20 protein-coding genes are annotated in these 22,794 nt (G+C 34.9%); 2 read left to right on the plus strand and 18 right to left on the minus strand.

The window, feature by feature from the left end:
- Window positions 1-139: 139 nt before the first annotated feature.
- On the plus strand, window positions 140-1,471 hold the full coding sequence (locus tag AC27G3_RS03390; RefSeq protein WP_487118799.1) for a lipopolysaccharide biosynthesis protein: 1,332 nt from the start codon (window positions 140-142) through the stop codon (window positions 1,469-1,471).
- Window positions 1,468-2,661, plus strand: a complete 1,194-nt coding sequence (locus AC27G3_RS03395) for a polysaccharide pyruvyl transferase family protein (protein WP_487118800.1) — start codon at window positions 1,468-1,470, stop codon at window positions 2,659-2,661. The genes AC27G3_RS03390 and AC27G3_RS03395 overlap by 4 nt, the downstream gene beginning before the upstream one ends.
- A gap of 31 nt (window positions 2,662-2,692) precedes the next feature.
- Here the strand turns inward: AC27G3_RS03395 and AC27G3_RS03400 are convergent, their stop codons facing one another.
- The 18 genes from AC27G3_RS03400 to tviB all read right to left on the minus strand — a co-directional run bounded on the left by AC27G3_RS03400 (window position 2,693) and on the right by tviB (window position 22,735).
- Window positions 2,693-4,564, minus strand: coding sequence for a hypothetical protein (locus AC27G3_RS03400; protein ID WP_487118802.1), 1,872 nt, complete (start codon window positions 4,562-4,564; stop codon window positions 2,693-2,695).
- 185 nt (window positions 4,565-4,749) lie between these two features.
- A complete protein-coding gene (gene rfbD / locus AC27G3_RS03405; RefSeq protein ID WP_487118804.1) occupies window positions 4,750-5,607 on the minus strand; it encodes a dTDP-4-dehydrorhamnose reductase in 858 nt (285 codons plus the stop codon).
- A 59-nt stretch (window positions 5,608-5,666) separates the two neighbouring features.
- Entirely contained in the window at window positions 5,667-6,728 is a 1,062-nt protein-coding gene (rfbB, locus tag AC27G3_RS03410) for a dTDP-glucose 4,6-dehydratase (protein WP_487118806.1), read from the minus strand.
- A gap of 36 nt (window positions 6,729-6,764) precedes the next feature.
- Window positions 6,765-7,313 carry a dTDP-4-dehydrorhamnose 3,5-epimerase gene (gene rfbC, locus AC27G3_RS03415; protein ID WP_487118808.1) on the minus strand — a complete coding sequence of 183 codons (549 nt, stop codon included), beginning with the start codon at window positions 7,311-7,313 and terminating at the stop codon, window positions 6,765-6,767.
- Complete coding sequence (gene rfbA / locus AC27G3_RS03420; protein WP_487118810.1) at window positions 7,313-8,191, minus strand: glucose-1-phosphate thymidylyltransferase RfbA; 879 nt, start codon at window positions 8,189-8,191, stop codon at window positions 7,313-7,315. Before rfbA ends, rfbC begins: the two co-directional genes overlap by 1 nt.
- Window positions 8,192-8,216: 25 nt before the next feature.
- The gene (locus tag AC27G3_RS03425) at window positions 8,217-9,266 is read right to left on the minus strand and encodes a DUF1972 domain-containing protein (protein WP_487118812.1); all 1,050 of its coding nucleotides are present in this window, start codon (window positions 9,264-9,266) and stop codon (window positions 8,217-8,219) included.
- Window positions 9,253-9,969 carry an acyltransferase gene (locus tag AC27G3_RS03430; protein ID WP_487118814.1) on the minus strand — a complete coding sequence of 239 codons (717 nt, stop codon included), beginning with the start codon at window positions 9,967-9,969 and terminating at the stop codon, window positions 9,253-9,255. The genes AC27G3_RS03425 and AC27G3_RS03430 overlap by 14 nt, the downstream gene beginning before the upstream one ends.
- Window positions 9,963-11,147, minus strand: coding sequence for a glycosyltransferase (locus AC27G3_RS03435; RefSeq protein WP_487118816.1), 1,185 nt, complete (start codon window positions 11,145-11,147; stop codon window positions 9,963-9,965). Before AC27G3_RS03435 ends, AC27G3_RS03430 begins: the two co-directional genes overlap by 7 nt.
- A complete protein-coding gene (locus AC27G3_RS03440; protein WP_487118818.1) occupies window positions 11,144-12,088 on the minus strand; it encodes a glycosyltransferase in 945 nt (314 codons plus the stop codon). Before AC27G3_RS03440 ends, AC27G3_RS03435 begins: the two co-directional genes overlap by 4 nt.
- A gap of 20 nt (window positions 12,089-12,108) precedes the next feature.
- A complete protein-coding gene (locus tag AC27G3_RS03445) occupies window positions 12,109-13,425 on the minus strand; it encodes a hypothetical protein (protein ID WP_487118820.1) in 1,317 nt (438 codons plus the stop codon).
- Complete coding sequence (locus tag AC27G3_RS03450) at window positions 13,425-14,351, minus strand: hypothetical protein (protein ID WP_487118822.1); 927 nt, start codon at window positions 14,349-14,351, stop codon at window positions 13,425-13,427. The genes AC27G3_RS03445 and AC27G3_RS03450 overlap by 1 nt, the downstream gene beginning before the upstream one ends.
- An 11-nt stretch (window positions 14,352-14,362) precedes the next feature.
- Entirely contained in the window at window positions 14,363-15,805 is a 1,443-nt protein-coding gene (locus AC27G3_RS03455) for a lipopolysaccharide biosynthesis protein (protein WP_487118823.1), read from the minus strand.
- 93 nt (window positions 15,806-15,898) lie between these two features.
- Window positions 15,899-17,029, minus strand: a complete 1,131-nt coding sequence (rffA, locus tag AC27G3_RS03460) for a dTDP-4-amino-4,6-dideoxygalactose transaminase (protein ID WP_487118825.1) — start codon at window positions 17,027-17,029, stop codon at window positions 15,899-15,901.
- Window positions 17,029-17,589 (minus strand): acyltransferase, encoded by a 561-nt coding sequence (locus AC27G3_RS03465; protein ID WP_487118827.1) that lies wholly within the window; start codon window positions 17,587-17,589, stop codon window positions 17,029-17,031. The genes rffA and AC27G3_RS03465 overlap by 1 nt, the downstream gene beginning before the upstream one ends.
- A 96-nt stretch (window positions 17,590-17,685) precedes the next feature.
- Entirely contained in the window at window positions 17,686-18,687 is a 1,002-nt protein-coding gene (locus AC27G3_RS03470) for a Wzz/FepE/Etk N-terminal domain-containing protein (protein ID WP_487118829.1), read from the minus strand.
- 333 nt (window positions 18,688-19,020) lie between these two features.
- Window positions 19,021-20,055 carry a UDP-N-acetylglucosamine--undecaprenyl-phosphate N-acetylglucosaminephosphotransferase gene (wecA, locus tag AC27G3_RS03475; protein ID WP_487118831.1) on the minus strand — a complete coding sequence of 345 codons (1,035 nt, stop codon included), beginning with the start codon at window positions 20,053-20,055 and terminating at the stop codon, window positions 19,021-19,023.
- 295 nt (window positions 20,056-20,350) lie between these two features.
- Window positions 20,351-21,379 carry an NAD-dependent epimerase/dehydratase family protein gene (locus AC27G3_RS03480; protein ID WP_487118833.1) on the minus strand — a complete coding sequence of 343 codons (1,029 nt, stop codon included), beginning with the start codon at window positions 21,377-21,379 and terminating at the stop codon, window positions 20,351-20,353.
- 75 nt (window positions 21,380-21,454) lie between these two features.
- Complete coding sequence (tviB, locus tag AC27G3_RS03485) at window positions 21,455-22,735, minus strand: Vi polysaccharide biosynthesis UDP-N-acetylglucosamine C-6 dehydrogenase TviB (RefSeq protein ID WP_487118835.1); 1,281 nt, start codon at window positions 22,733-22,735, stop codon at window positions 21,455-21,457.
- Between the last annotated feature and the right edge of the window lie 59 nt (window positions 22,736-22,794).

Genomic DNA, 22,794 nt, shown 5'->3' on the forward strand with positions numbered 1-22,794 from the left:
AGTACGTTAACTATATTAATTGCAGAAGTTGCACTATCACATTATAATTCTTTAGCTTTTATCTAGTAGTGTCTTTCGTATTCACACTTGCCCAATTAATTTGTAATTATGCTTAAGAAAAACGAGACACCTTAATATTTTGCTTTCCTTTATAAACTCCTTAAAAAAAAGCAAGTTAATTAGAAACGTACTCATTGTCAGCAGTGGCACTGCTGGCGCACAGTTAATTTCTTTACTTGCCTCCCCGATAATCACTCGTTTGTATACGCCTGAAGCAATTGGAATGCTTGGAAGTTTTATGGCAATTGTAGCTATTTTATTACCCATTGCGGCATTAAGTTACCCTATCGCAATTGTTTTACCTAAAACTAATGACGATGCGATTAAGGTTGCGAATAACTCTTTAAGGATATCAATCGTTTTCACTGCGATATTATTTGTCGTTATTCTTCTTTTTCAGGAAAAATTAATTACCTTTTTAGGCATGGAAGGTAGCAGCACTTTATTTATAGCGCTGAGTTTACCTTGTGCGGTATTAGTCAACACTCTCCTTATTATTTGTACGCAATGGGTAATTCGACATAAATTATTCGCGATGAATGCTCAAGCTATAATCGCGCAATCATTCGTACTTAACAGCTCTAAGGTGCTGTTAGGTTTTGTCGCTCCTTTTGGTAAAGTGCTAATTGTGCTCACTATTCTAGGTGCATTTTTACAAAGTTTATTTTTATTATTCTCGTTCTCGGCTAAATCTAAATCCAACGAAGACTTGAAACTACCACTAGATGGCTCTTTTAATAAAAAATTAATTAAACGCCATAAAGAATTCCCTTTTTACCGAAGCCCTCAAGGCTTACTCGCTAATGTTAACCAAAATATTCCTGTGATATTATTAGCTAGCTTATTTGGCGCAGCCTCGGTAGGGTTTTATGCGATTTGTCGAACTGTTTTACAACTACCTGTCACACTTATTGCCAAGTCTGTAAATGATGTAATTTATCCACAAATCAACCAAGCAAGTATTAATAAAAGACTAATAAGCCCGTTAATTATTAAAGGAACGTTATGGTTGTCACTCTTAGGAGTTGTGCCTTTACTTTTATTCATTATTGCTGGACCCCAACTTTTTTCGTTAGTATTTGGGGACACTTGGCAAAAGGCCGGTGAACTATCACAATGGCTTACCGTTTGGTTTTATTTTAATTTTATCAATCGTGCCTGTGTTGCCGCAATTCCCGTATTAAAACTAGAACGATTTTTGTTGCTTAACAGCCTACTTAACTTTGTTTTGTCTAGCTTGGGTTTTTATATTGGTTATAAAACTTTTGATAGTGATGTTTATGCAGTTGCCTTGTATAGTTTCTTTGGAGTTATCCCTCAGATCGCAATCATTTCATTTGTTATTTATCGTGCAAAGCAGCATGATAGCCGTTTGCTTCGTTGGAAAGAAGATACTGGGAGTTTAATGTGAAAAAGATAGTGCTATATGGCGCATTTGATAGATATAATTATGGCGATAACATTATGCCAATATTATTTGAAATGTTTATTGAGAAGTATGCAAGTCACCTCTTAAATGAGTTTTCTTTTGAATATGCGGCAATTAGCAACTCAAACCTTAGCAATTACCTCTGTAAGAAAACAAAAAGTATCAATACCTTGACTAATAGCTTGCCCGAAGGTTCGGTTATTGTTGTGGTTGGTGGTGAAGTGTTATGCACTAAGAATCAATCATTATATTTACATATGCAGGGAAATGGCTTACATCACTTTGTTCTAAAAGTTTTTCGCAAGCTACTGCCAAATTTGTTCGAAAAATATGCCAATGCGCGTTATTCAAGCCGATGGCAATACCCTTTCATTCCTCCTAAAGCTGTATTTTCTCAACCTGTTAAGGTTGTATTTAATACTGTTGGCGGTGACGTGAAAAGCTTATCGGAAACTGAGTTAAAAGATATTTCTTCTAGGTTTTCACAGGCGAGTCATATTTCTGTACGTGATAAAAGAACCTTTGATGAAATCAGTCCGCTTTATAAAGACACTGTTTTAGCACCTGATTCAGCCTATATTATGTCTGATTTACTTGGGCAGGATGAGATACTAGCTAAGGCTGGTGATAAAATTGCTAAAAGGTTACCTGAGCGGTACTTAGTTTTTCAAGCGGCTCCGGGGAAATTAGGTTGTTCAGTTAGTGATTTAATTGCTTTAGTTGCAGATTTAGCTAAGACTAGCGATAAAAAAATCGTTTTATTGCCCATAGGTTATGCTTCGGGTCATGATGATTATCATTTACTAAAAAAAATACACAAAGCTTTACCAGAAAAAACAGTGTTATTACATGATTTAAATATTTGGGAAATAATGTACGCGATTAAAAATGGCGATGCATTTTTTGGCACCAGTTTACATGGTGTTATCACAGCAATGTCTTATTGCGTACCTCATTTTGGTATTAATCCTAAAATACAGAAACTAGATGCTTTTCTTCAAGAATGGAGTATTGCGCCTTTTAATCAGTGTTATAACATAAGTGATTTAGTAAACTTACCTTTCCTTATCACTCCAAGCAGTATTGAGCAACTCGAAGGGAAATCGTGTGATAATATTGAACAAGTTAAAATGAATTATCAGACGCTAATAAAGGCTATGTTAGAAGATTAAAACTAAGTTTTAATCTTCTAAGCAATCGCGCTTAGTTTTTTATATTCAACTTAGAAATAGTGTTATCTTCCATTAAATACCATGTATTATTTTTGTGCGCGACTTTACCTAACGAGAAGCCTATGGGGAATATCTCACCATTAGGCTTACTGAAATACCTTAAGCTATCAAAAATAAACATAGCCTCACCATTACTGCCAAGGGCTTCCAAATAACCTGAAGATCGGTTGTTACTGTAAAAATTTGTTCTTTGCAGTATTTCTCCATCAGGTGAACGGGCCCAATAGTTGTTACCAATGTTTTCGGGGTTGTCTAAGTATATTAGCCAGCCATTGTTAAACTGGTAGTGATTTTTAGTTAGATAAAACTGGTTACTATTGGGTGAAAAGTAATAGTTAAACTCGGTTGCAAATATTTCTTCATTACCATCATGTAAACCAATAGAAAATACACTATCGCTGATTCCATATGGCTTTTTTGCATAAAAAAATATAGTGCCGTCAGTTTTGGGACTACTCGTGAACTCTAATGACCTAATAGCGTCTTTACCGTCATAAATTTTCCCTCCATCCATGACCTTACCATTATTTGTCACCGCATATTCGCAACTTGGGGTGCCAGTTTTTAATACCTGATTAGTAGCAGTTGAAGAGGTTCTTCTATATAAAGTATCGTTATCACAAAATACTAAGTAATCGCCTGAGCTCTCAATAATACTAGTGATGCCAAATGAAAATAGCTCACTTTGATGCCACTGGTATGATTTGAAGTACTCGGTGCGGAAAACAGCCCCGGTAGAGGTTAATGAATATTCATCATTACGTAGTCGATTACCTGAAGGGACGTTAATGTTATCTACAACATCAGATGATAAATTGGCAATATGCAGTTGATGGTAAATATTTCCTTGGTAAGGTATTTCATCGAGAATTAATGCTCTTTCGCCGTCAAAATCTAGAATTGAGCCATCGAATTTTTTAATTAGCACTTTCTCAACATCATGTTCATTAACATACAGATTTAAAGTTTGAGTAGTAACTTGCCCTGAGTTAGTTTTTCCTTCAATGGTTAACAAAATTTTTTCATTCATTAAAGTAGATAAATCGATGACTTCATCCAATTGGTTGGTGGCAGAAGCGATAGTAGTCTCTTGATTTTTAACCGTGATCTGACAATCCTCTGTACTATCAGCACAACTGATATTAAGAGGCAATTTTGAGGGGATAGAATCGTAATTTTGAAGCGAGTTCGTATCGATTATTGGTAGGTTATCTATTGTAATTTGCTTACTCAGGCTTGATGTTTTACCAAAAATATCTTCGGCGGTAACCGTGAGTGTGTAATTACCATCAATTTTACCGGCTAATGGCAGATAGCCTGAAACTATTACTTCTTTTTTAGTACTGTCAAAGTAACTAAAGGACTTTAGCAAATTACTATTTTCTAAGACGCTAGCGGTTACTCTTCGGATGCTATCGTGAGAGATTATATATACAGAAATATGAATGTCATCTTGCACTTTGGCACCATCAAAGGGGTTTCTAAAACTAATAACCCTAATTGGTACAATTTCTACGGTTACTGTGCTATTTACTCTGACCCCTGCTGAATTTTCTACCGTTAGAGTATAAGTTGTTGTGTTGGTGGGCCTTACTGTTTTGCCGTCGCCCGAATTAATATTACCTATACCTAAATCAATACTGCCTTCTCCATTTTCAAAAATGGCGGTCAGTTCTACAGCTTCACCATTGGTGATTTGTGGTAATGATGCGGTAAAGCTGTTTATAACCGGTGCAGGTATTGGATCTTGTGTTGATTCATCACTACTACTTCCGCCACTACCACAGGCAGTGAGTAATAAGATAAAGGTTAATAAAAGACTAAAAGTGAATTGTTTGTTCATAGTCCCTGCAAATAAATTTATGTATTGTGGGGTAGATAATATCAGAATTAATTTGTAAAGAAATAAGCAGTTAAAGGATGTTAAGCTTTATTAATTCGCAATAATAAAGTCTAGGAAAGTCGATGTAAACGTTGAAGGCCTAGCTTATGCTATTTTGCTAGGCTTTCAACGCTCAGTCATCAAAACTAGGTAAGCTTTTCAATGCAGTCCTTTAACTGCTCTGTCCAATGACAGCTTGGCTCAATTGGGTATGAATTACTTGCATTTAATAAACTAAAAGTAGGTCGTTTTGCTGGTGTTGGATAATTACTGGCAGGTATAGGCTTAATAGGTATTTTTTTTGTTAATAATTTGTTGTTAAAAGCAATATCTTGAATTGCCACAGCAAAGTCATACCAAGAGGCTACACCGTAGTCACTCCAATGGTAAATTGGCTTAACAGTTTCATGTATACAGAGTTTCCATAAAAACTTAGCCAAACCTTCTGCGTAGGTAGGACAACCTATTTGATCACAAACAACACCAAGTTCTTCCTTTTCTTGCATCAGTCGCAGCATGGTTTTAACAAAATTATTACCATAAGATGAATATAACCAAGAAGTTCTGATAATAGCGCTATTTTCTGGGTAGTGTTCAGCTATTGCTTGTTCACCTGCTAATTTTGATGCGCCATATACGCTACAAGGGTTCGTGTCGTCATCAACATTGTAGGCTTTGTTCTTTTCGCCATTAAAAACGAAATCAGTCGAAACATGTAATAACCTCGCATTACTTTGCTTCGCAATTATGGTAAGGTTTTCTACTGCTTGTTTATTTAACAAATAAGCAGCATCACTGTCACTTTCGGCTTTATCTACTGCTGTGTAGCCTGAGGCATTAATAATAACGCTGGGTTTAAAAACATTAACCGCTTTTTCAAGTGACGTGATATCACAAACATTAACATCGTCTCTACCTAAGCAAAGATATTCGATATTGGTAGGTTTTTGGTTGATGAGTTCATTTGCTAATTGGCCACTTTTTCCAATGATTAATACATTCATTTTTCGTTGTCCTAAAAAAGGCAGCGTAAGTGCTGCCTAAATAATCTTTTATTATACTTTTAGCTACCTAATCTTTCTCGTTGGTAGCTACCATCTTGAACATGTTTGCACCACTCCAGGTTTGCAAGGTACCATTCGACCGTTTTTTTCATGCCCGAAGTAAAGGTTTCTTCTGGGTTCCAACCTAGTTCAGAGCTAATTTTATTGGCATCTATAGCATAACGAACATCATGGCCAGGTCTGTCCGCAACATAAGTAATTAGCTGTTTGAAATCGGTAATACCTTCAGGCTTATCTTGCACTAATTCATTTAGATGATTACAAAGCGTATTTACTACTTCAATGTTTTGTTTTTCGTTAAAACCGCCAATATTGTAGGTCTCGCCAATTTTACCTGTTTCAACGACACAGAATAATGCTTTTGCGTGATCTTCAACGTATAACCAATCGCGAACTTGCTTACCGTCACCATAGATAGGCAGTTTCTTGCCATCAAGGGCGTTTAAAATGATTAAAGGAATGAGCTTTTCTGGAAAATGGTAAGGGCCATAGTTATTTGAACAGTTAGTTACCACAACGGGTAGCTTGTAGGTGCGACACCAAGCTCGAACAAGATGATCCGATGCAGCTTTTGAAGCAGAGTAAGGTGAACTCGGGTCGTATGAAGTTTCTTCGGTGAATAAACCTGTATCACCTAAATCGCCATACACTTCATCAGTTGAAATGTGGTGGAATCTAAAAACTTGTCTGGCTTCATCTGAAATTGAAACAAAGTAGCTTCTAGCGGCTTCTAAAAGTGAGTAAGTACCAACAATATTGGTCTGGATAAACTCACCTGGACCGTCGATTGAGCGGTCGACATGACTTTCAGCTGCTAAATGCATGATGTAATCAGGCTTAAACTCTTTTAGCTTATTTGTAACAAATGCTTGGTCACAAATATCACCTTGCACAAAGTGATAGCGTTCACTATCATCAATCGATTTTAATGACTCTAAATTACCTGCATAAGTTAGCTTGTCAAAGTTCATTACTATGCTATTTGTTTCATTAATTAAATAACGAATTAGGGCTGAACCAATAAAGCCAGCACCACCAGTTATAAAAATTCTTTTGCTCATAATATTGTTCTACTTTTAATGTAATTAATTTTAATGCTATAGGTAGTATTGTGCATCTTTAAATCGTTTACCCACTTCATCTTTTGCTGACAGTAAGGGCTTGTCACCTGCTGGAATAGGCCAATCTATCGCTAAATCTGGATCGTTCCAGAGTACGCTTTGTTCAAATTCAGGCGCATAATAGTCAGTGCACTTATAAACAAATTCAGCAGATTCAGAAGTTACATAAAAGCCATGGGCAAATCCAGCAGGCACCCACATTTGTTTTTTATTTTCAGCAGATAATAAGGTTCCAAAAGCTCTACCAAAACTAGGGCTATTTTTTCGCATATCAATAGCTACATCGTAGACTTCACCATATATAACGCGTACTAATTTCCCTTGAGCTTGCTTAAGCTGATAGTGCATACCACGTAATATTCCGTGAGATGACTTACTATGGTTGTCTTGTACGAAAGAGACGTCAGCAATATTTTCTTTGAACCAATCATCACGAAAGGTTTCTAGAAAAAAACCTCTATCATCACCAAATACTTTTGGTTCTAATACTTTCAAATCAGGAATGCTTGTTTCAATAATATTCACTAAAATACTCTCTCATCAATTAGCTTGATTAGATATTCACCATAACCACTTTTACGAAGTGGTTCGGCTAATTCTCGTAATTTTTCTTCGGAGATCCAACCATTACGAAAAGCAATTTCTTCAGGGCAATTAACTTTTAATCCTTGACGCTTTTCTACTGTAGCAATAAATTGCGCAGCGGCTAATAAGTCATCATGAGTACCTGTATCTAACCAAGCGGTACCACGGCCCATAATTTCAACTTTTAGCTCACCTGCTTTTAGGTATTGATCAATAACGTCGGTGATTTCTAATTCACCTCTTGGAGATGGTTTAACATTTTTAGCAAACTCTACGACTTTTGAATCAAAGAAATATAAACCAGGAACAGCATAGTTTGATTTTGGTTCGCTCGGTTTTTCTTCAATTGAAATAGCAGTACCCACACCATTAAATTCAACGACACCATAGGCTCTTGGATTAGCAACATGATATCCAAATACAGTACCACCAGTTTCTTGCATGCAAGCGTTTTGTAATGACTTACTTAAGTCGGTGCCATAAAACATATTATCACCCAACACTAGCGCTGCGGGAGAGCCTGCTAAAAATTCTTCAGCAATGATAAATGCTTGAGCTAGTCCATCTGGATTAGGCTGGGTAGCATAAGTAATACTGACGCCAAAGGAGTCACCATTACCTAATAAATTTTCATATCTGTGAATTTCTTCTGGCGTTGAGATCACAAGGATCTCTTGAATACCGGCTTGCATTAAAGTAGCAAGTGGATAATACACCATAGGCTTGTCATAAACAGGCATTAGCTGCTTGCTGACAACTTTTGTTAAAGGGTAGAGGCGTGTGCCGCTGCCACCAGCTAAAATAATTCCTTTACGCATTTGTTAATACCTTATAGATAAAGTTTTAGTTCAATAAATCAAAATACTGCTGTTTTACGATTTTCCATGTGTAACGACGTTGCGCTATTTCCAACATATCTTCAGCATTATTAAGTGAACTTGATTGATTAATATTATCAACGAGTTCATTTGTTGTAGAAAAATAATTTGCATTGTCTTCAGTGCTAGCCCGGTTGTAATTACAATCAAAGGCTAAAATATCTTTGTTAAAGTGCATCATCTCAACTAGGGAAGGATTAGTTCCTCCTGCGGAGTGACCATGAACATAAAACGAACATTTTTGTCTTATTTCAAATAATGTTTCGAGATCATAAACAGGTGACATTATATCGATATTTTCGAACGTTTGGTATTTTGCTTTCATATTTCTCCCAAAATCACTGTTATTCCAATTACCGATAAAGGTTAAATTTTTATTTGTCTGACTAAAGCTCTCTAAAATCATCTCAACATTATTTTCTGGCTCTATTCGACACAGTGCCAGCGCATAGTCGTGGTCATCCAATGCTAACTCATTAACAATAGCGTGGTCACCACCATAAGCAATGACTTCAGAAGTCACGCCGTATTCGTCACTTACGTAATCAGCGATAGCTTGATTATCGGCAATAACAGTATCGGAGTATTTAACAGCAATTTTTTCTGAAAATTTAAGAAACTTCTTGGTGAAACTGCCCCACTTGTCTCTGCGCCATTCAAGTCCATCAATATTAGTAACTATTTTTACTTTCGAAAATAACTTTAAAACAGGCAGACAGATTGCACCTGACACCCCTAACAGTAAAATGTTATCAGTACCTTTAAATGCGGCATGAAACAGTGAAATTATGTCATATGGGATGCTCTGAAAACCGTTTGCATTTAGGGGGATATAATATAAACGAGCATTTTTATAATAAGCTACCTTTTTAGTATAACTTTGACTCGAACAGTAAACGGTTATTTTATTTTCACTCTCATTCTCATCAAGCAGGTTTTCTACTAATGTTTCAAACCCTCCATAACAAGCGGGTACTCCAACAGTACCTATAATTGAAAAATTAATCATGCGCATTTTTTTCTCTTATTTTGATTACTCGACAAGGTATTCCTACAGCAATCGAATATTCAGGAATAGATTTACTCACAATACTTCCAGCACCGATAACACTACCTTGACCAATTGACACGCCATCCAGAATTGTGACATTAGCTCCAATCCAGACATCTGACGCTATGGTTATTCCTTGTCGTGTTACACCTTGTGTTCTTATTGGCGTATCAGTTTTTGAAAATACGTGGTTCTCTGACAAGATTTTTACATAAGGTCCTATTATCACATCATCGCCAATGGTTACTCCACCTTGACCATTGATAAAATTGTTATGACCTAAACCGGTGTTATTTCCTATTCTTATCCCCTCCCCTAAATTAGATATAACCCCAGTACAGCGAATAAAACAATCGTCGGGGATATTAACATTCTTCCCGAGTTCTATACCTTTTTTACCTAAGCACTCTATTGTTACAGATTTCCCTATTGTTACCGTACCATTAAGTTTTAGCATAGAACTATATTTGATATCGGTTCGCTTGTTTTTAAACATCCAAACAGGCTTACGAAATCGTATTAATTGGAATATCAAACCTCGTAAAAATGAAAAGAAATGTTCGAATATTATGGTCAAGATAACTGCAGAGGTTAGCTGTTTATCTAATGTATAATCAGGAGATTTTTTTACTTTGCGGATTATTAAGTTCACTATCTTAGCTAACACGCGCCCACCTCACATTGTTCAAACATATACCTTGCTTTATATTGCCAAGTCATGTGTTCAGGTATGGTTCGGCTCACTTTATTATTACCTTTTAATAGCGCATCGTTAAATGAAGAGACGAAGTCTTCTTTATCGACTATAAATACACTTGAGCTATCATTATAACGTTGAATATCGCCAATACAGGTAGAAACAATGCTACTACCAGAAGCAAGATATTCATAAAATTTAATAGGATCACCACCATGCTGTTTATCTACTAAATAGGGAATAATACAAACGGTTGCGTTAGTAATGTATGCAGGAAGGGAATCGTAGTGTACATCTCCGACAAAAATAACATTAGAGAACTCAGCAAGCTCTTTATCGGGTTGACCTTCCAAGATCTTTCCTAGGAAGTAAAAATCAACCTGTGGATTGGCAACAGCAAGATCTCTCACAAGCTCTATATCAAACATGGATTGCATTTTACCTGCATAAACAGCAATTTTCTTATCGTTACTTTGACTTTTTAAGTAACACTCAGGTAGTGGGTAGTTGTTTTGAAAACGTTCAACATCTACACCATTGGCCATAAACTCAACACGTTTATTATCGGCACAATTAAAATAACCAAGCGAATCTTTACCGTTGAAAAAAATACTCTCGTAGCTGTTGATTATTTTATTGTACTCAGTTCGTAATAACTCTCTTAACGCCGCATATGAGTCATGTTTACAGAAGTTATCTACGCCATCGAATACTTTTTTTCTTGGGGATAAAAACTCTACCGTTTCTCTAGTTAGAGGAGAGGATTCATAACTTACGAATTCTTTGCATGCTAGTATAGAAAGAGCTTTTTCTATTAACTCTTTGTTTCTAGAATAGAGTTCACTGATAAAGCCTTTACCTTTAAGTATTGGTTTAATAAGTGATAAGTCTAAGATATCTATAATATAAACCTTATCACTGATTTTTTGGATAGTCATAGTGCTTGTTGAGTATATAACAGTACCAGCTGTCTTAGAGGTTTTACGCCTTAATAGTACTTCTAACAGTAATGTCGGGCGATTAATGATGATCACTTTTTCGACAGCAGGGTCTTTAATGCTCTGGCCGTATATATGAGAGTCTCTTGTGCGAAAACCTTCTAGCAAGCTTAATTTATAATCATGAAATGGAAAGAATACAATATTCATTTGTTAGCCTTTATTTTCTTACTCAATGTAAAACCACCACACACAGCTTTTAAAAATATTTTAATTTTTTTCACCTTAAAAGAAAGTAAAAATTGTATTGAAAAAACAGTAGTAAAAATTGCAACATTAAGCAGATATATTAGGATAGACTTATTACGTATGAGACCTAACCAAGTGTTGTTTCTAACCGAGTAATAAAGTTGGATATCAGAAGCATTACTATATCTATTGTTTAATAGTCGAGAACCTTTCTTTAAATGAAAGCTCTCTTCAAGATCTTCTATTAAGAATACTTCTGAGAATATAATTTTAAAATTATATTTAGATACTAAACGGTGTGTATATTCATAGTCATCAGCATAAAGATAAAGCTCTTTTATCGGTAGCATCCCAGTATTTAAAGCTTGTCTACTTAATAAAAGGCCACCATAAGGAGCTGCGACAAGATCACCTTGGTAGGTTGGTTTGTTTTTTTCTAAAAATGGTAAGCAATCACGGCCGAGAAATGAATTGGAACTGCCGAGCACATACTCTGGTTTTTGTAATTCTTTCGCTATTTTAGGTAGCGCTCTATCAGGTCTATGAAAGTAATATAATTCGTCTTTATTAATTTTAATACTAATTATGTTTTCACAGCAGTCTTTTGGTACTAGGTTGTCATCATCAAGTAATAAAACATATTCAGAATTATCATGTTCAATTAAATATTGTATCAATTCATAGTAACCTCCTGCAGAACCGAGGTTATCTTTAGAAAATAAGATTATTATGTGTTGCTGCTTATATTTCTCATTAAGTTTTTTATAATTTGAAGGAGATATCCCATTGCAATAAATATAAATATTAGAGAAATTTTGTTCGACCAATCGTTCTATCGATTGAAAGAGAAAATGGAGTCTATCACCATAAGTAAGTGTAGCAGCGGCTATGTTTTTTGACATAATAATAATCTAGTCATAGTTTACTGATGACTTTTTAAACCTTTATTTGAGGGAAAAGTATAGAAAATTCTTTTATTATACTCTGTTTTAAATACTAAAAGTATTGGAAAGCTCCAATAAAAAACAAGGAAGATGTTTTCATAAAAAGAGTTGTTTAATATCATTGCAAATAGTCCGCCTACAAACAGGGTAAGACCTGCAGCAATCTCATTATTAGGCTTTTTATTATAAATTCGTTTTAATTTAACAAAAGTTAAGCTAACAATGATTACAAAGAGCATTAGCCAAAAAATGCCATTTTGGCTAATGAAATAGTAAAAACCATTATCTAGATAAAATGTAGTTTCAGCGAGACCTTGTACAAAACCTTTTCCTAATAGTAATTCGACGTAATTGTCAGGGCTTAAAAAATCTACCCACGCATTAAACCTTACACCCAGAGAGCTGAGTTTAGTAAACATACCTGCTGTAGAGGAGTGACCAAAACCATAATCTACAATATTCAGTAATATCGGAGTAAGCAATATGCTAATCAAGATCACGGTAATCACTGTTGATATATAGTAGGTGAATAATGGTTTAAAATAACACCAACAAAAATAAGCAGACAAACTTATGGCAGCTACGGCCATGCCGTTTCTATTAAAAGTCATAACCAATAATGGTAGGATTACTAATATGATAAGTGTTTTTTTAATTGGGGATTTTATATAAAACAGAGCGAAAACTATCATTACATTACAGTAAAGCGCTAAGGAATAAGCAGAATAAAAAATACTACTGAATCGAAGCTGAGTACCACCTTTATGTGTTTGTATTGGGTTTACAATCAAGCCCTTTTTCATCAAAGTAACAAAAAAGTCAGTGACTTCCTTAGGGTTTAAAATAAATGCAACCAATAACGCTGATGTGATAACTAAGGTTATAACCCCTAATAATATGTTTGCTTTTTTGATAGCATCAATCATTTTTTCAGGGTGTAAATAGCCAAGCAAAATAAGAGTAACAGGGATTATTCCCTGAAAAAATAATGCGATGACTAAATTGAAAAAGGTGTATTGATACGAGTTATCGAGCAAATAATACAAAACAAATGTGATATTATTCCAGGTAAAAAATACAATTAACAAGAAAGCTAGCATTGATATTTGCTTTCTTAAATAGACATGAGCTAGTCCAACGAGAAGAATAATTACGTACAGAGGTAAAAATGCGTAGTTCATGTTTACTGGTATAAAGTATGTAAGAATCTTGAAGAAATCTTTTAAAAGTAAACTTAAAACGGTAAACGTTAAAAAATAAAACATGCCACTTTCTTTAATATTAGGGAGTTTCATTATTTATTTTTAAAGAAAAAATCATTAATTTCTAGTAAGCTACGCTGAACATTACGGACAGATTTTTGCTCTTCTTTAATAACATGCTCTTTAACTAAATGAGCTGTTAGGCTTGCTTTCTTGATATTGTTAAATCCATATGCTATCCCATAACGGTCCGTTTCATTTGGATACCATTGCTCTTCACTTTCGCCTTCATTAGGTATAACTACAGATTCACAGCCGCATAATACTGCGAAAATAGAATACGCAGTATATGTGTCGTAAGAAATAAACGTTGTTGACTTTTTAAATACAGCAGCAACTTCTGAATGTGATAATTTATCGACTAATATAGAGTTGTTTAAATCATGTACAATTTCTTTATTTTTTCCTTTCCTTATGCAGTATGCACTACCCTTTCTTGGTGAATCGGTATTCTCTAGATTATAATGCTCTAAGGGATAATGGATTACTTTTAGCTCTATATCTGATGTTTTAGACCCTGGATAGTTAAAGTCATCAATAGCACTATTAAATTTAAATAATAACTCACCAGGATTATACATAACTTGCCCCGTATGAAAGCCCGGTTGGTGTAGTAACCAACGGACAACATTTTTTGCTTTTAAAGGGTTCCCCAAAACAAGCTCTGAATAAATAACTACGGAATTATCATCAATAACGGGAAGCTCTTTTGAAGTAATAACAGGTGTATTAAAACTGTTGTTAGTTTGGAAGCCTTTTAATAATGACTTAAATTCAAATTTCAAAAATTTTTTAAATACTTTAAAAAAATTACTTTTATCTATCACGAATTGTTCGCGATGAGAAAGGATCTTGGCATCATAACCGAGCTCATTTAATATATGGCACAATTTATGTAGAACAACAATACCACCACTTTTTTCATTATATGATGGAGCGAAGATAATAAATTTTTGCATAGTAAAGTAAATTAACTCTCAGTAACTAAAGATATTTTATGTACCGCAATAGCGATGTGCTGCCTTATGAGATAACCAGCCAAGATTAAGATACTAACACAGAGCAAGCCAGCAAGAGCTAAAAACAAGAACAACAACCCCCTATTCTCTATGAAAAGCTCAATAACTGGTGAAAAGCTTGACTGTATTAAAAATGAGGCGCCAGATAATATAATAATAGCTGGCATTAATATAGTGCTAAAGTAGCCTTTTAAGTAGTATCTAAATGTATAGCCCCCCCAACAAATCAAGAATAAACTATTATGAACCATCCATAACATAGCAGTACCTTCTCCAGGATAATAGCTTACTACACTTAAGGTTATAGGTATTACAAAAGCACTATATATTGCATATGCAAGGAGATGTTTTTTTAAATTTTTTAAAGTAAATTGAAGTAAGAAAGCAAAATTGACAAATACCGCAGCCACGTTACCAATTGCTAACCACATGATGTACTGATACGCATGCTCTGCAGCAGTGATATTGCCAGTCCATGCCCAAACTAGCTCCTTCCCAAAAATTGAAAGAAAAACACTAAATGGAATAAAAAGCATTGCAGCAAGCAATGATGAATTGATTAAAAGTGTACTATATTTCTTGGTATTATTACTGGATAGTAACGCTGTTAATCGTGGCATCAATACTTGGTTTAGTGGCATATTTAGTGTGAATATCACCCCTGATATTGTAACAGCTAATGAATAATACCCGAACTCATCTAGAGACATAGCCCCTGACAACAGTAATTTATCGATTTGTGATACGATAACCCATAATATTGACAGTGTTGATAACTGTGCTGAAAGTATTAACAAAGTCTTTATCGAAGAGGTGATTGGTGATGCTGATACCTCGACGCTGTTTATCGTTTGTTTAGATTTTAAGTTAAACAGGACTTGTAGACTTCCCCATTCGATAATTGCGATAATTGCTTGATATGAAAAGTATGCTTTTAATGAACTGTCGCATAAATAAAGTATTAACAAACCTGCTGGGTATCGTAACGTAGTATACACAAGGTTATGTATACCTAATGCGCCATGTGACTCTAAGCCAATTAACCCACTTCGCAAAGGGCCGCTTAAGTATTTGAAGCTCAGTGTAACGATCATTGATTGTACGCAAAAGGAAACCAATTCATAAGGCAGGGTTGTTTCAAACCAATGCTTAGAGAATGTTTCAGCGAACTGTGTTCCTACTTTAAAAATAACCGCTGAAATAACTGCAAAAAGGGCATAAATTTTATAAAAATCTTTAAGGAAGCGCTTAAGAGAGTCTTTACACGCTTTCGTGAGCGCAATTTGCCTCGATAATGTTCCACTAACGCCCGCATCAAAAACTTGTAACCACGTCTGTAGTATCAGATAAAACCCTATTAAGCCGAACCCTTCAGCACCAACAAAAGATATCAATAGAGGCGTTAGTGCTAAAGTAATTACTGTGGAATATATTTGAGCTGAATAAGTAATCACTAGCGACTTTTTTAAGTGCACGAAAGACTCTATTTATTTAAAATAATTAAGGATGTGTTTACAGATATCATCTACTTCAGTTAATGATAAACTGAAATACATTGGCAGCCTAACCAGTCGCTCGCTTTCACTTGTAGTATAGATATCAATTCCTGAAAAAGTTCCATACTTAAGTCCAGCCTCAGCAGAATGTAAAGGAATATAATGAAAAACAGAAATAATATTTTTACTCTTTAAATAAGCGATGAATTCTGAGCGACAGTCAATATCTTTAACTTTTATATAAAACATATGTGCGTTATGTACACAATGTTCGGGAATAAAAGGAAGCTCTAATTCATTTGTTTCTAGCAAAGGGGCCAAGCTTGAAAAGTATCTATCCCAAAGACTTAAACGCTTTTCATTTATCGTGTCAGAGTCCTCCAATTGCCCCCATAAGTAAGCCGCTTGTAGCTCACTAGGAAGATAACTACTGCCCACATCAACCCATGAATACTTATCAATCATTCCACGAAAGAACTTGCTTCTGTTGGTTCCTTTTTCTCTAATAACCTCAGCTCGTTCAATAAATAAATCATCGTTAATAAGCAGTAAACCACCTTCACCACCGCTGCTGTAGTTTTTGGTTTCATGAAAGCTAAAAGCCCCCAAATGTCCAATAGTACCTAAAGCTTTTCCTTTGTAACTGCTCATTACACCTTGCGCGGCATCTTCGACCACATAAATATTATTGGTCTTAGCAATATTCATTATGGTATCCATTTCACAGGCAATACCAGCATAATGAACAACCACAATAGCTTTGGTTTTATGTGTAATTGCTGTTGCGATTTTCTCTTCGTCGATATTCATAGTGTCTTTACGTATATCAACAAAAACAACTTTCGCCCCTCGAAGTACAAATGCATTTGCAGTACTTACAAAGGTATAACTTGGCATAATGACTTCATCGCCAGGTTGTATATCGAGTAAAATAGCAGCCATCTCTAGAGCCTGCGTACAGTTAGGCGTCAATAAACATTTTTTTACATAAAATTTATTTTCAAACCATTTTTCACATTTTTTTGAAAAATACCCATCACCAGCCATAGCATTACTTCTTGCTGCTTCTAATAAGTACTTTTCTTCGTTACCTGTATAGGGGGGTTTATTAAACGGTAGCATTAATTTATTTCCATTAAAAATTCTTTTTCAGCTTGTAAAATTGCTTTTTTTCGTTCTTTCATACGCTTGGCAGGTACACCAACATAAATACCCCAAGGTTTTGTTGGTTTGTTTATTAAAGACATAGCTCCTACAGAACAACCGTCTGCTATGTTAGCTCCAGGCATAATAGTCGAAGCAGTTCCAATTATCACATGCTTGCCAATAACAAGTTTACTGAACAATTCATTTTTATATCTTTTTGGGATTAGGCTATTAACCATTGTTTCGCCAGAGTAATCATCAGTTTGAGAGAATATATTAACCCTATACGCTAATGTTGAAAAATCTCCTATTTCAACACCTAGTTTGCCTCCTGCAATTAAACAATAAGGTGTTATATGACAATATTTGCCAATACTAATTTTTCCTGAAAGAACACAAAAATCATCAATTCTGACATTGTCGTTTATCGAGATTTCACTACAGTTGTAAAGACTAGCTTTATCACTGATCTTTACATTTTTACCTAAAAATGAAAACCCCATATTTTGTAACTGAATTTGTGATAAATAAGCCAATGAATTTACCTTTAACGAATATTATAAGAAGTTGATTAATCATAAATGCCAAATTAGTAACTACTATCAAATGCCTAAATTTACTAGCACTAAAATTTACTTAGTCGCTCTTTTTGAAAAAAATCTGAACAACACGATTAATACAGAAAACACCCCTCCTAGAAGCCCACCTAAAATAACTATTAATGCTCGTTTTGGTTTTGCTTTCACATCAGGGACTTGAGGAGGCTGTACAGTTTTAAAAACATATTCGGTCTTCACTTCTGCCAACATCATGTTCTTAGTTTGTTCTTCGATTAACTGATAAAAAATATTTTCCATATTACTATTTTGAATTTTTTGTAATTTTTCAGTTAAATATTTAACGGAATCTTGAGCTTCCTTTTTATCTTGATCACGCATAAAATTATTAATATCTAAAATCAACCATTCTAACCATTGCTGAGCCAATTTTGGAGAGTAATACTCAATTTCTAATGTTACCATAGACGTGAGTTTAGATTGTGAGACTGTGAATATTTTACTGAATGCTTTGTACGACTCCCAAGGAGATGGCTCAGTCTTTTTAGGGTACTTTACAACCCGTGTCCATTTTTGGTTTTTAACATCATAAATATTCTCATCATACGTTAATCGCCCAGAGGTGTAATCCCACCCATCTGCTGCTATAAGCGGAACAGTTAACTGATGCCTATCAATAAACCCCTCTATAAATGTTCTTGTTCTCAGTACTTCTATAGCTAGTGCTGTTTTATCTATAGTATCTCCACCAACAAGATTTAACCCTGCCATACTCGCTAACCCACCAAATTTCCCAGCTAAACTAGCTAAGCCACCGGACCCACTATCTGAAGAAACAGGGGCCATAGTTGAGGAAGCCTTATAAATATCAGGTGTTGATAAAGCTATTGCTATAGAGCCTAGAGTAAATAAAATACCGAAGAATAAGATGAGCAATTTTCCAGCCCAAATAGCAGATATAAGTTCACTAAAGGTTACCTCATTTTCTTTGTTATTTTGCTCTACTGGATCAAATAAGGAAGAGGCTATAGGTGAGTGTTTTATGTTAACCTCTTGATTGTTGTTTTTATTTATCACAAATCATGCACTTAATAAAAGAATATAGTATCAATCTAGATATTATAATGGCAGTAAACTGAGCTGTAAAGCCTTAATGCTAGTAGCTTTTTCCTTAAGACTACAACTATTTTTTTATATCTATAGAACGTTTCCAGTTAATTTCTAACCTCACTTAAAATTCAATACAATCTATATCACTGGTAGTATTAAGGTTGTTTCATTCACATTAAAAACAAGCAAAGATGATTAAAGCACAAAATGCCTATTCTCAACGGATTTCAAACTAATATTTCTTAGGAGTTTAAATAGGGTTAGAACAACAAGACATTATAATCGGAGTGATATTTATTATCACCTATTATGCTTATCACTTATTTGTTGGATTATGATTGAATAAAAGACAAAAACAACTAAAAACAATATCAATAATAAACTTTCGTTTATTTTGAAGTATTCGCTCAATATACCAAAAATAGACATTGATACTGAAAGTAAAGAAATAATCACTAAAGTTTTATGTGAACTAAAACCTACACGTTGAAGAATATGATGGAGGTGATCTCGATCAGGCTTAAATGGAGAACGTCCTTTTCGGTAACGGCGAATTACAATAGCCAGCATATCCATTAACGGTATGGCACAAATCCACAATGCGGTAACAGGACGAAAAGAGGCTTGTTCACCTTGCGTTCCCATAGTAAGTAACCAGATGACACTTAAACCTACAAACATGCTGCCAGCATCACCCATAAATATTTTTTTAGTACCTTGTTGAAATAAACCTAAATTACACATTAAGTAGGGTAAGGTTGCTGTCGCTAAAATTAGAGGATAACTAATGTAGTCTGTTTGTCCGCTCATTAAAAACAATAGCGCGATTGAGGTAAAAGTATTTAGACTCAAACTACCAATTAAACCATCAATACCATCAATCATGTTATAAGCATTTATTACGACAATAATGCCAATATAGGTAAATAAAATTCCAAAAGGACCTAAAGTAACATCACCAAAGCCAAAAATATTACCCAAGTTATCAATATAACCACCAACACCGTATATCATTAGGCTAGCAATTATAATTTGCCCAACAATTCTTACCCTCACTCGTAAATCGAACTTATCATCAAGCACACCAATAAAGACCATCATTGCTGAGGCAATTAAATACATGCGAAGTTCAAGTGTGTTAGGTAGCCAGATCAAGCTTGCTGCTAACACAGCTAAAAAAATTGAAATACCGCCAATAAGGGGTATATGGCCTGAATGGTGTTTACGCTCACTGGGTTTATCAACTAAACCGACTTCAATCGCTACAGGTTTGACAAACTTTATTGCTAAATAAGCAAAACAGAATGTAGTGAGTATTGTTGATAAAATAACCATAGTTATATCATTTGATCCTGAAGAATCACACTAAGTGTGAGGGTTTCCTATAGTGAGTAATCTATAGTAAATAAACTTTAACAAGCACCTATCTCAACATCAATATAACAACTGAAATACGCTAATGTGCAAGTAATTAAAAAATCGATAAAGCTTTATTACATTTCGTTAAATAAAACCTAAAAAATGTATATAGTGCTAAAAACGGCTATATTATAGGACATACACTCATATAGTTACAGGCAAAATTTGACTATACAGGCAATTTTTTATTTAATTGTTTAAAAGTTAGCGCTTATACTTTAGAAATAAAATCGATATACCAAGGCATTGCTTTTTCGATACCCTGCCCAATTCTAAACTCAGGTTCATACCCTAAAAGTGACTGTGCTTTAGATATATCAGCTTGAGAGTGTCGAACATCACCAGCCCTAAACTCTTGGTATTCTGGTGTGTTGTTATATTTAACGCCATTATTGTTCAATGAAGTTTTTAAGCTGTTAAATAAGGTATTTAAGGTCGTTCTATCACCTAGTGCGACATTGTATACTTGATTTTTAGCAGGCTCATTAGCCATTGCAGCTAATATATTAGCTTGTACTGCATTTTCAACAAAACAAAAGTCACGACTCGTTTCGCCATCGCCATTTATTAAAACGGTTTGGTTTTCGATCATCGCAGCGGTCCATTTGGGGATCACAGCTGCATATGCTCCTTCTGGGTCTTGTCGTTTGCCAAAAACATTAAAATAACGCAAACCAATGGCGTTTAATCCGTAGGTTTTATGAAATACATCAGCATATAATTCATTTACATATTTAGTTACTGCATAAGGCGACAAAGGCTTGCCAATAGCGTCTTCAACTTTGGGTAAGGCAGGATGATCACCGTATGTCGAACTTGAAGCAGCATAAACAAAGGTTTTAACTTTGGCTTCTTTTGCCGCAACTAACATATTTAAAAAACCATTAATATTGGCAGAATTGGTTAAAATAGGATCTGCTATTGAGCGCGGTACTGAGCCTAATGCTGCTTGATGAAGAATAAAGTCAACGTTGTAAACCGCTTTATGACAATCACCTAATTCTCTTATATCACCTTTAATAAAGTTAAATTTAGCCCACTGCTCTTGGGATACTTGAGCTTTAACTTCATCTAAGTTGTGCTGATGACCCGTAGCAAAGTTGTCTAAGCCGACAACATTTTGGTTCAGTAACAACAGATGCTCTAATAAATTTGAACCGATAAACCCAGCACAACCGGTAATTAACCATGTTTTAGGCGAGTTAATTAAACTTTCTTTTATTTGTTGGTAGCGAGACATATCTTTCCTTGTTATCTAACCTAGTCTTTAGTGTTCAAATTTAATGCGCTTTACAATGTTCTTGATAACTCGTAACTATAATCGTATATCAACAATGGCTTTATCGATGATGTATTTCAAATCATAAATAACATGTTCATCTTTCATTAATTGTATTATCTCTTGATTCGTCATCGCTTTAAATTGGTGGTGAGCTACAGCAAATACAATCGCGTCGTAGTGTTTATGTTTAGGTGTATCGATTAATTCAACACCATATTCATGTTTTGCATCTTGTGCATTAACCCAAGGGTCATAAACGTCGACATTAATATTGTATTCTGCTAACTCACTAAGAATATCGACAACTTTGGTATTACGTACATCTGGGCAATCTTCTTTAAACGTTAGCCCCATCACTAACACATTAGCTCCATTTATTTGTAATTTACGTTTGATCATCACTTTCGTCAGTTGAGTAACAACATAAGCCGCCATACCATCATTAATTCTGCGTCCTGCAAGAATTACCTCTGGGTTATAGCCAATAGACTGTGCTTTATGCGTTAAGTAATAAGGATCAACACCAATGCAATGCCCACCAACTAAACCGGGTCTAAATGGGAGGAAATTCCATTTAGTGCCTGCCGCTTTTAACACTTCTTCTGTGTCAATATTGAGTTTATTGAATATCACCGCTAATTCGTTAATTAATGCAATATTCAAATCTCGTTGTGTGTTTTCAATAACTTTTGCCGCTTCTGCCACTTGGATAGAAGAGGCTTTATAAGTGCCGGCAACAATAATTGATGCATAGAGGTCATCTACAAAATTAGCAATTTCTGGGGTTGAACCCGAAGTAACTTTTAAAATATTGGTAACACGATGTTCTTTGTCTCCAGGATTAATTCGTTCAGGGCTGTAACCTGCAAAAAAATCTTGGTTAAAGCTAAGGGATGAATTTTTTTCTATTTGTGGAATACAGACATCTTCAGTTGCGCCTGGATAAACAGTAGATTCATAAATAACAATATCGTTTTTCGATACTACTTTAGCAAGCATTTCGCTGGCTTTAATCAAGGGCGTTAAATCTGGTTGTTTATGTTCATCAATAGGTGTTGGCACGGTAACAATGTATACGTTACTGCTCCTAAGATCTTCAACCTTACAACTATAAGAAATAAAAGCAGAATCAGCAAGTTCGCTATCTGAGACCTCTAAAGTGAAATCATACCCTTGTTTTAATTCTTCAACACGCTTGCTGTTGATATCAAAACCTACTGTTGGGTATTTTTTACCAAACTCAACAGCTAGAGGCAGACCTACATAGCCTAAACCAATGATAGCAATTTTGGCATTACTCAATTGATGTAACATTATTTCAATTATTCCTTTAAACTTTAATTAAAAACTATTGTAATACTGACTAAGTTATT

The organism is Colwellia sp. SU-HH01217, from assembly GCF_057543495.1.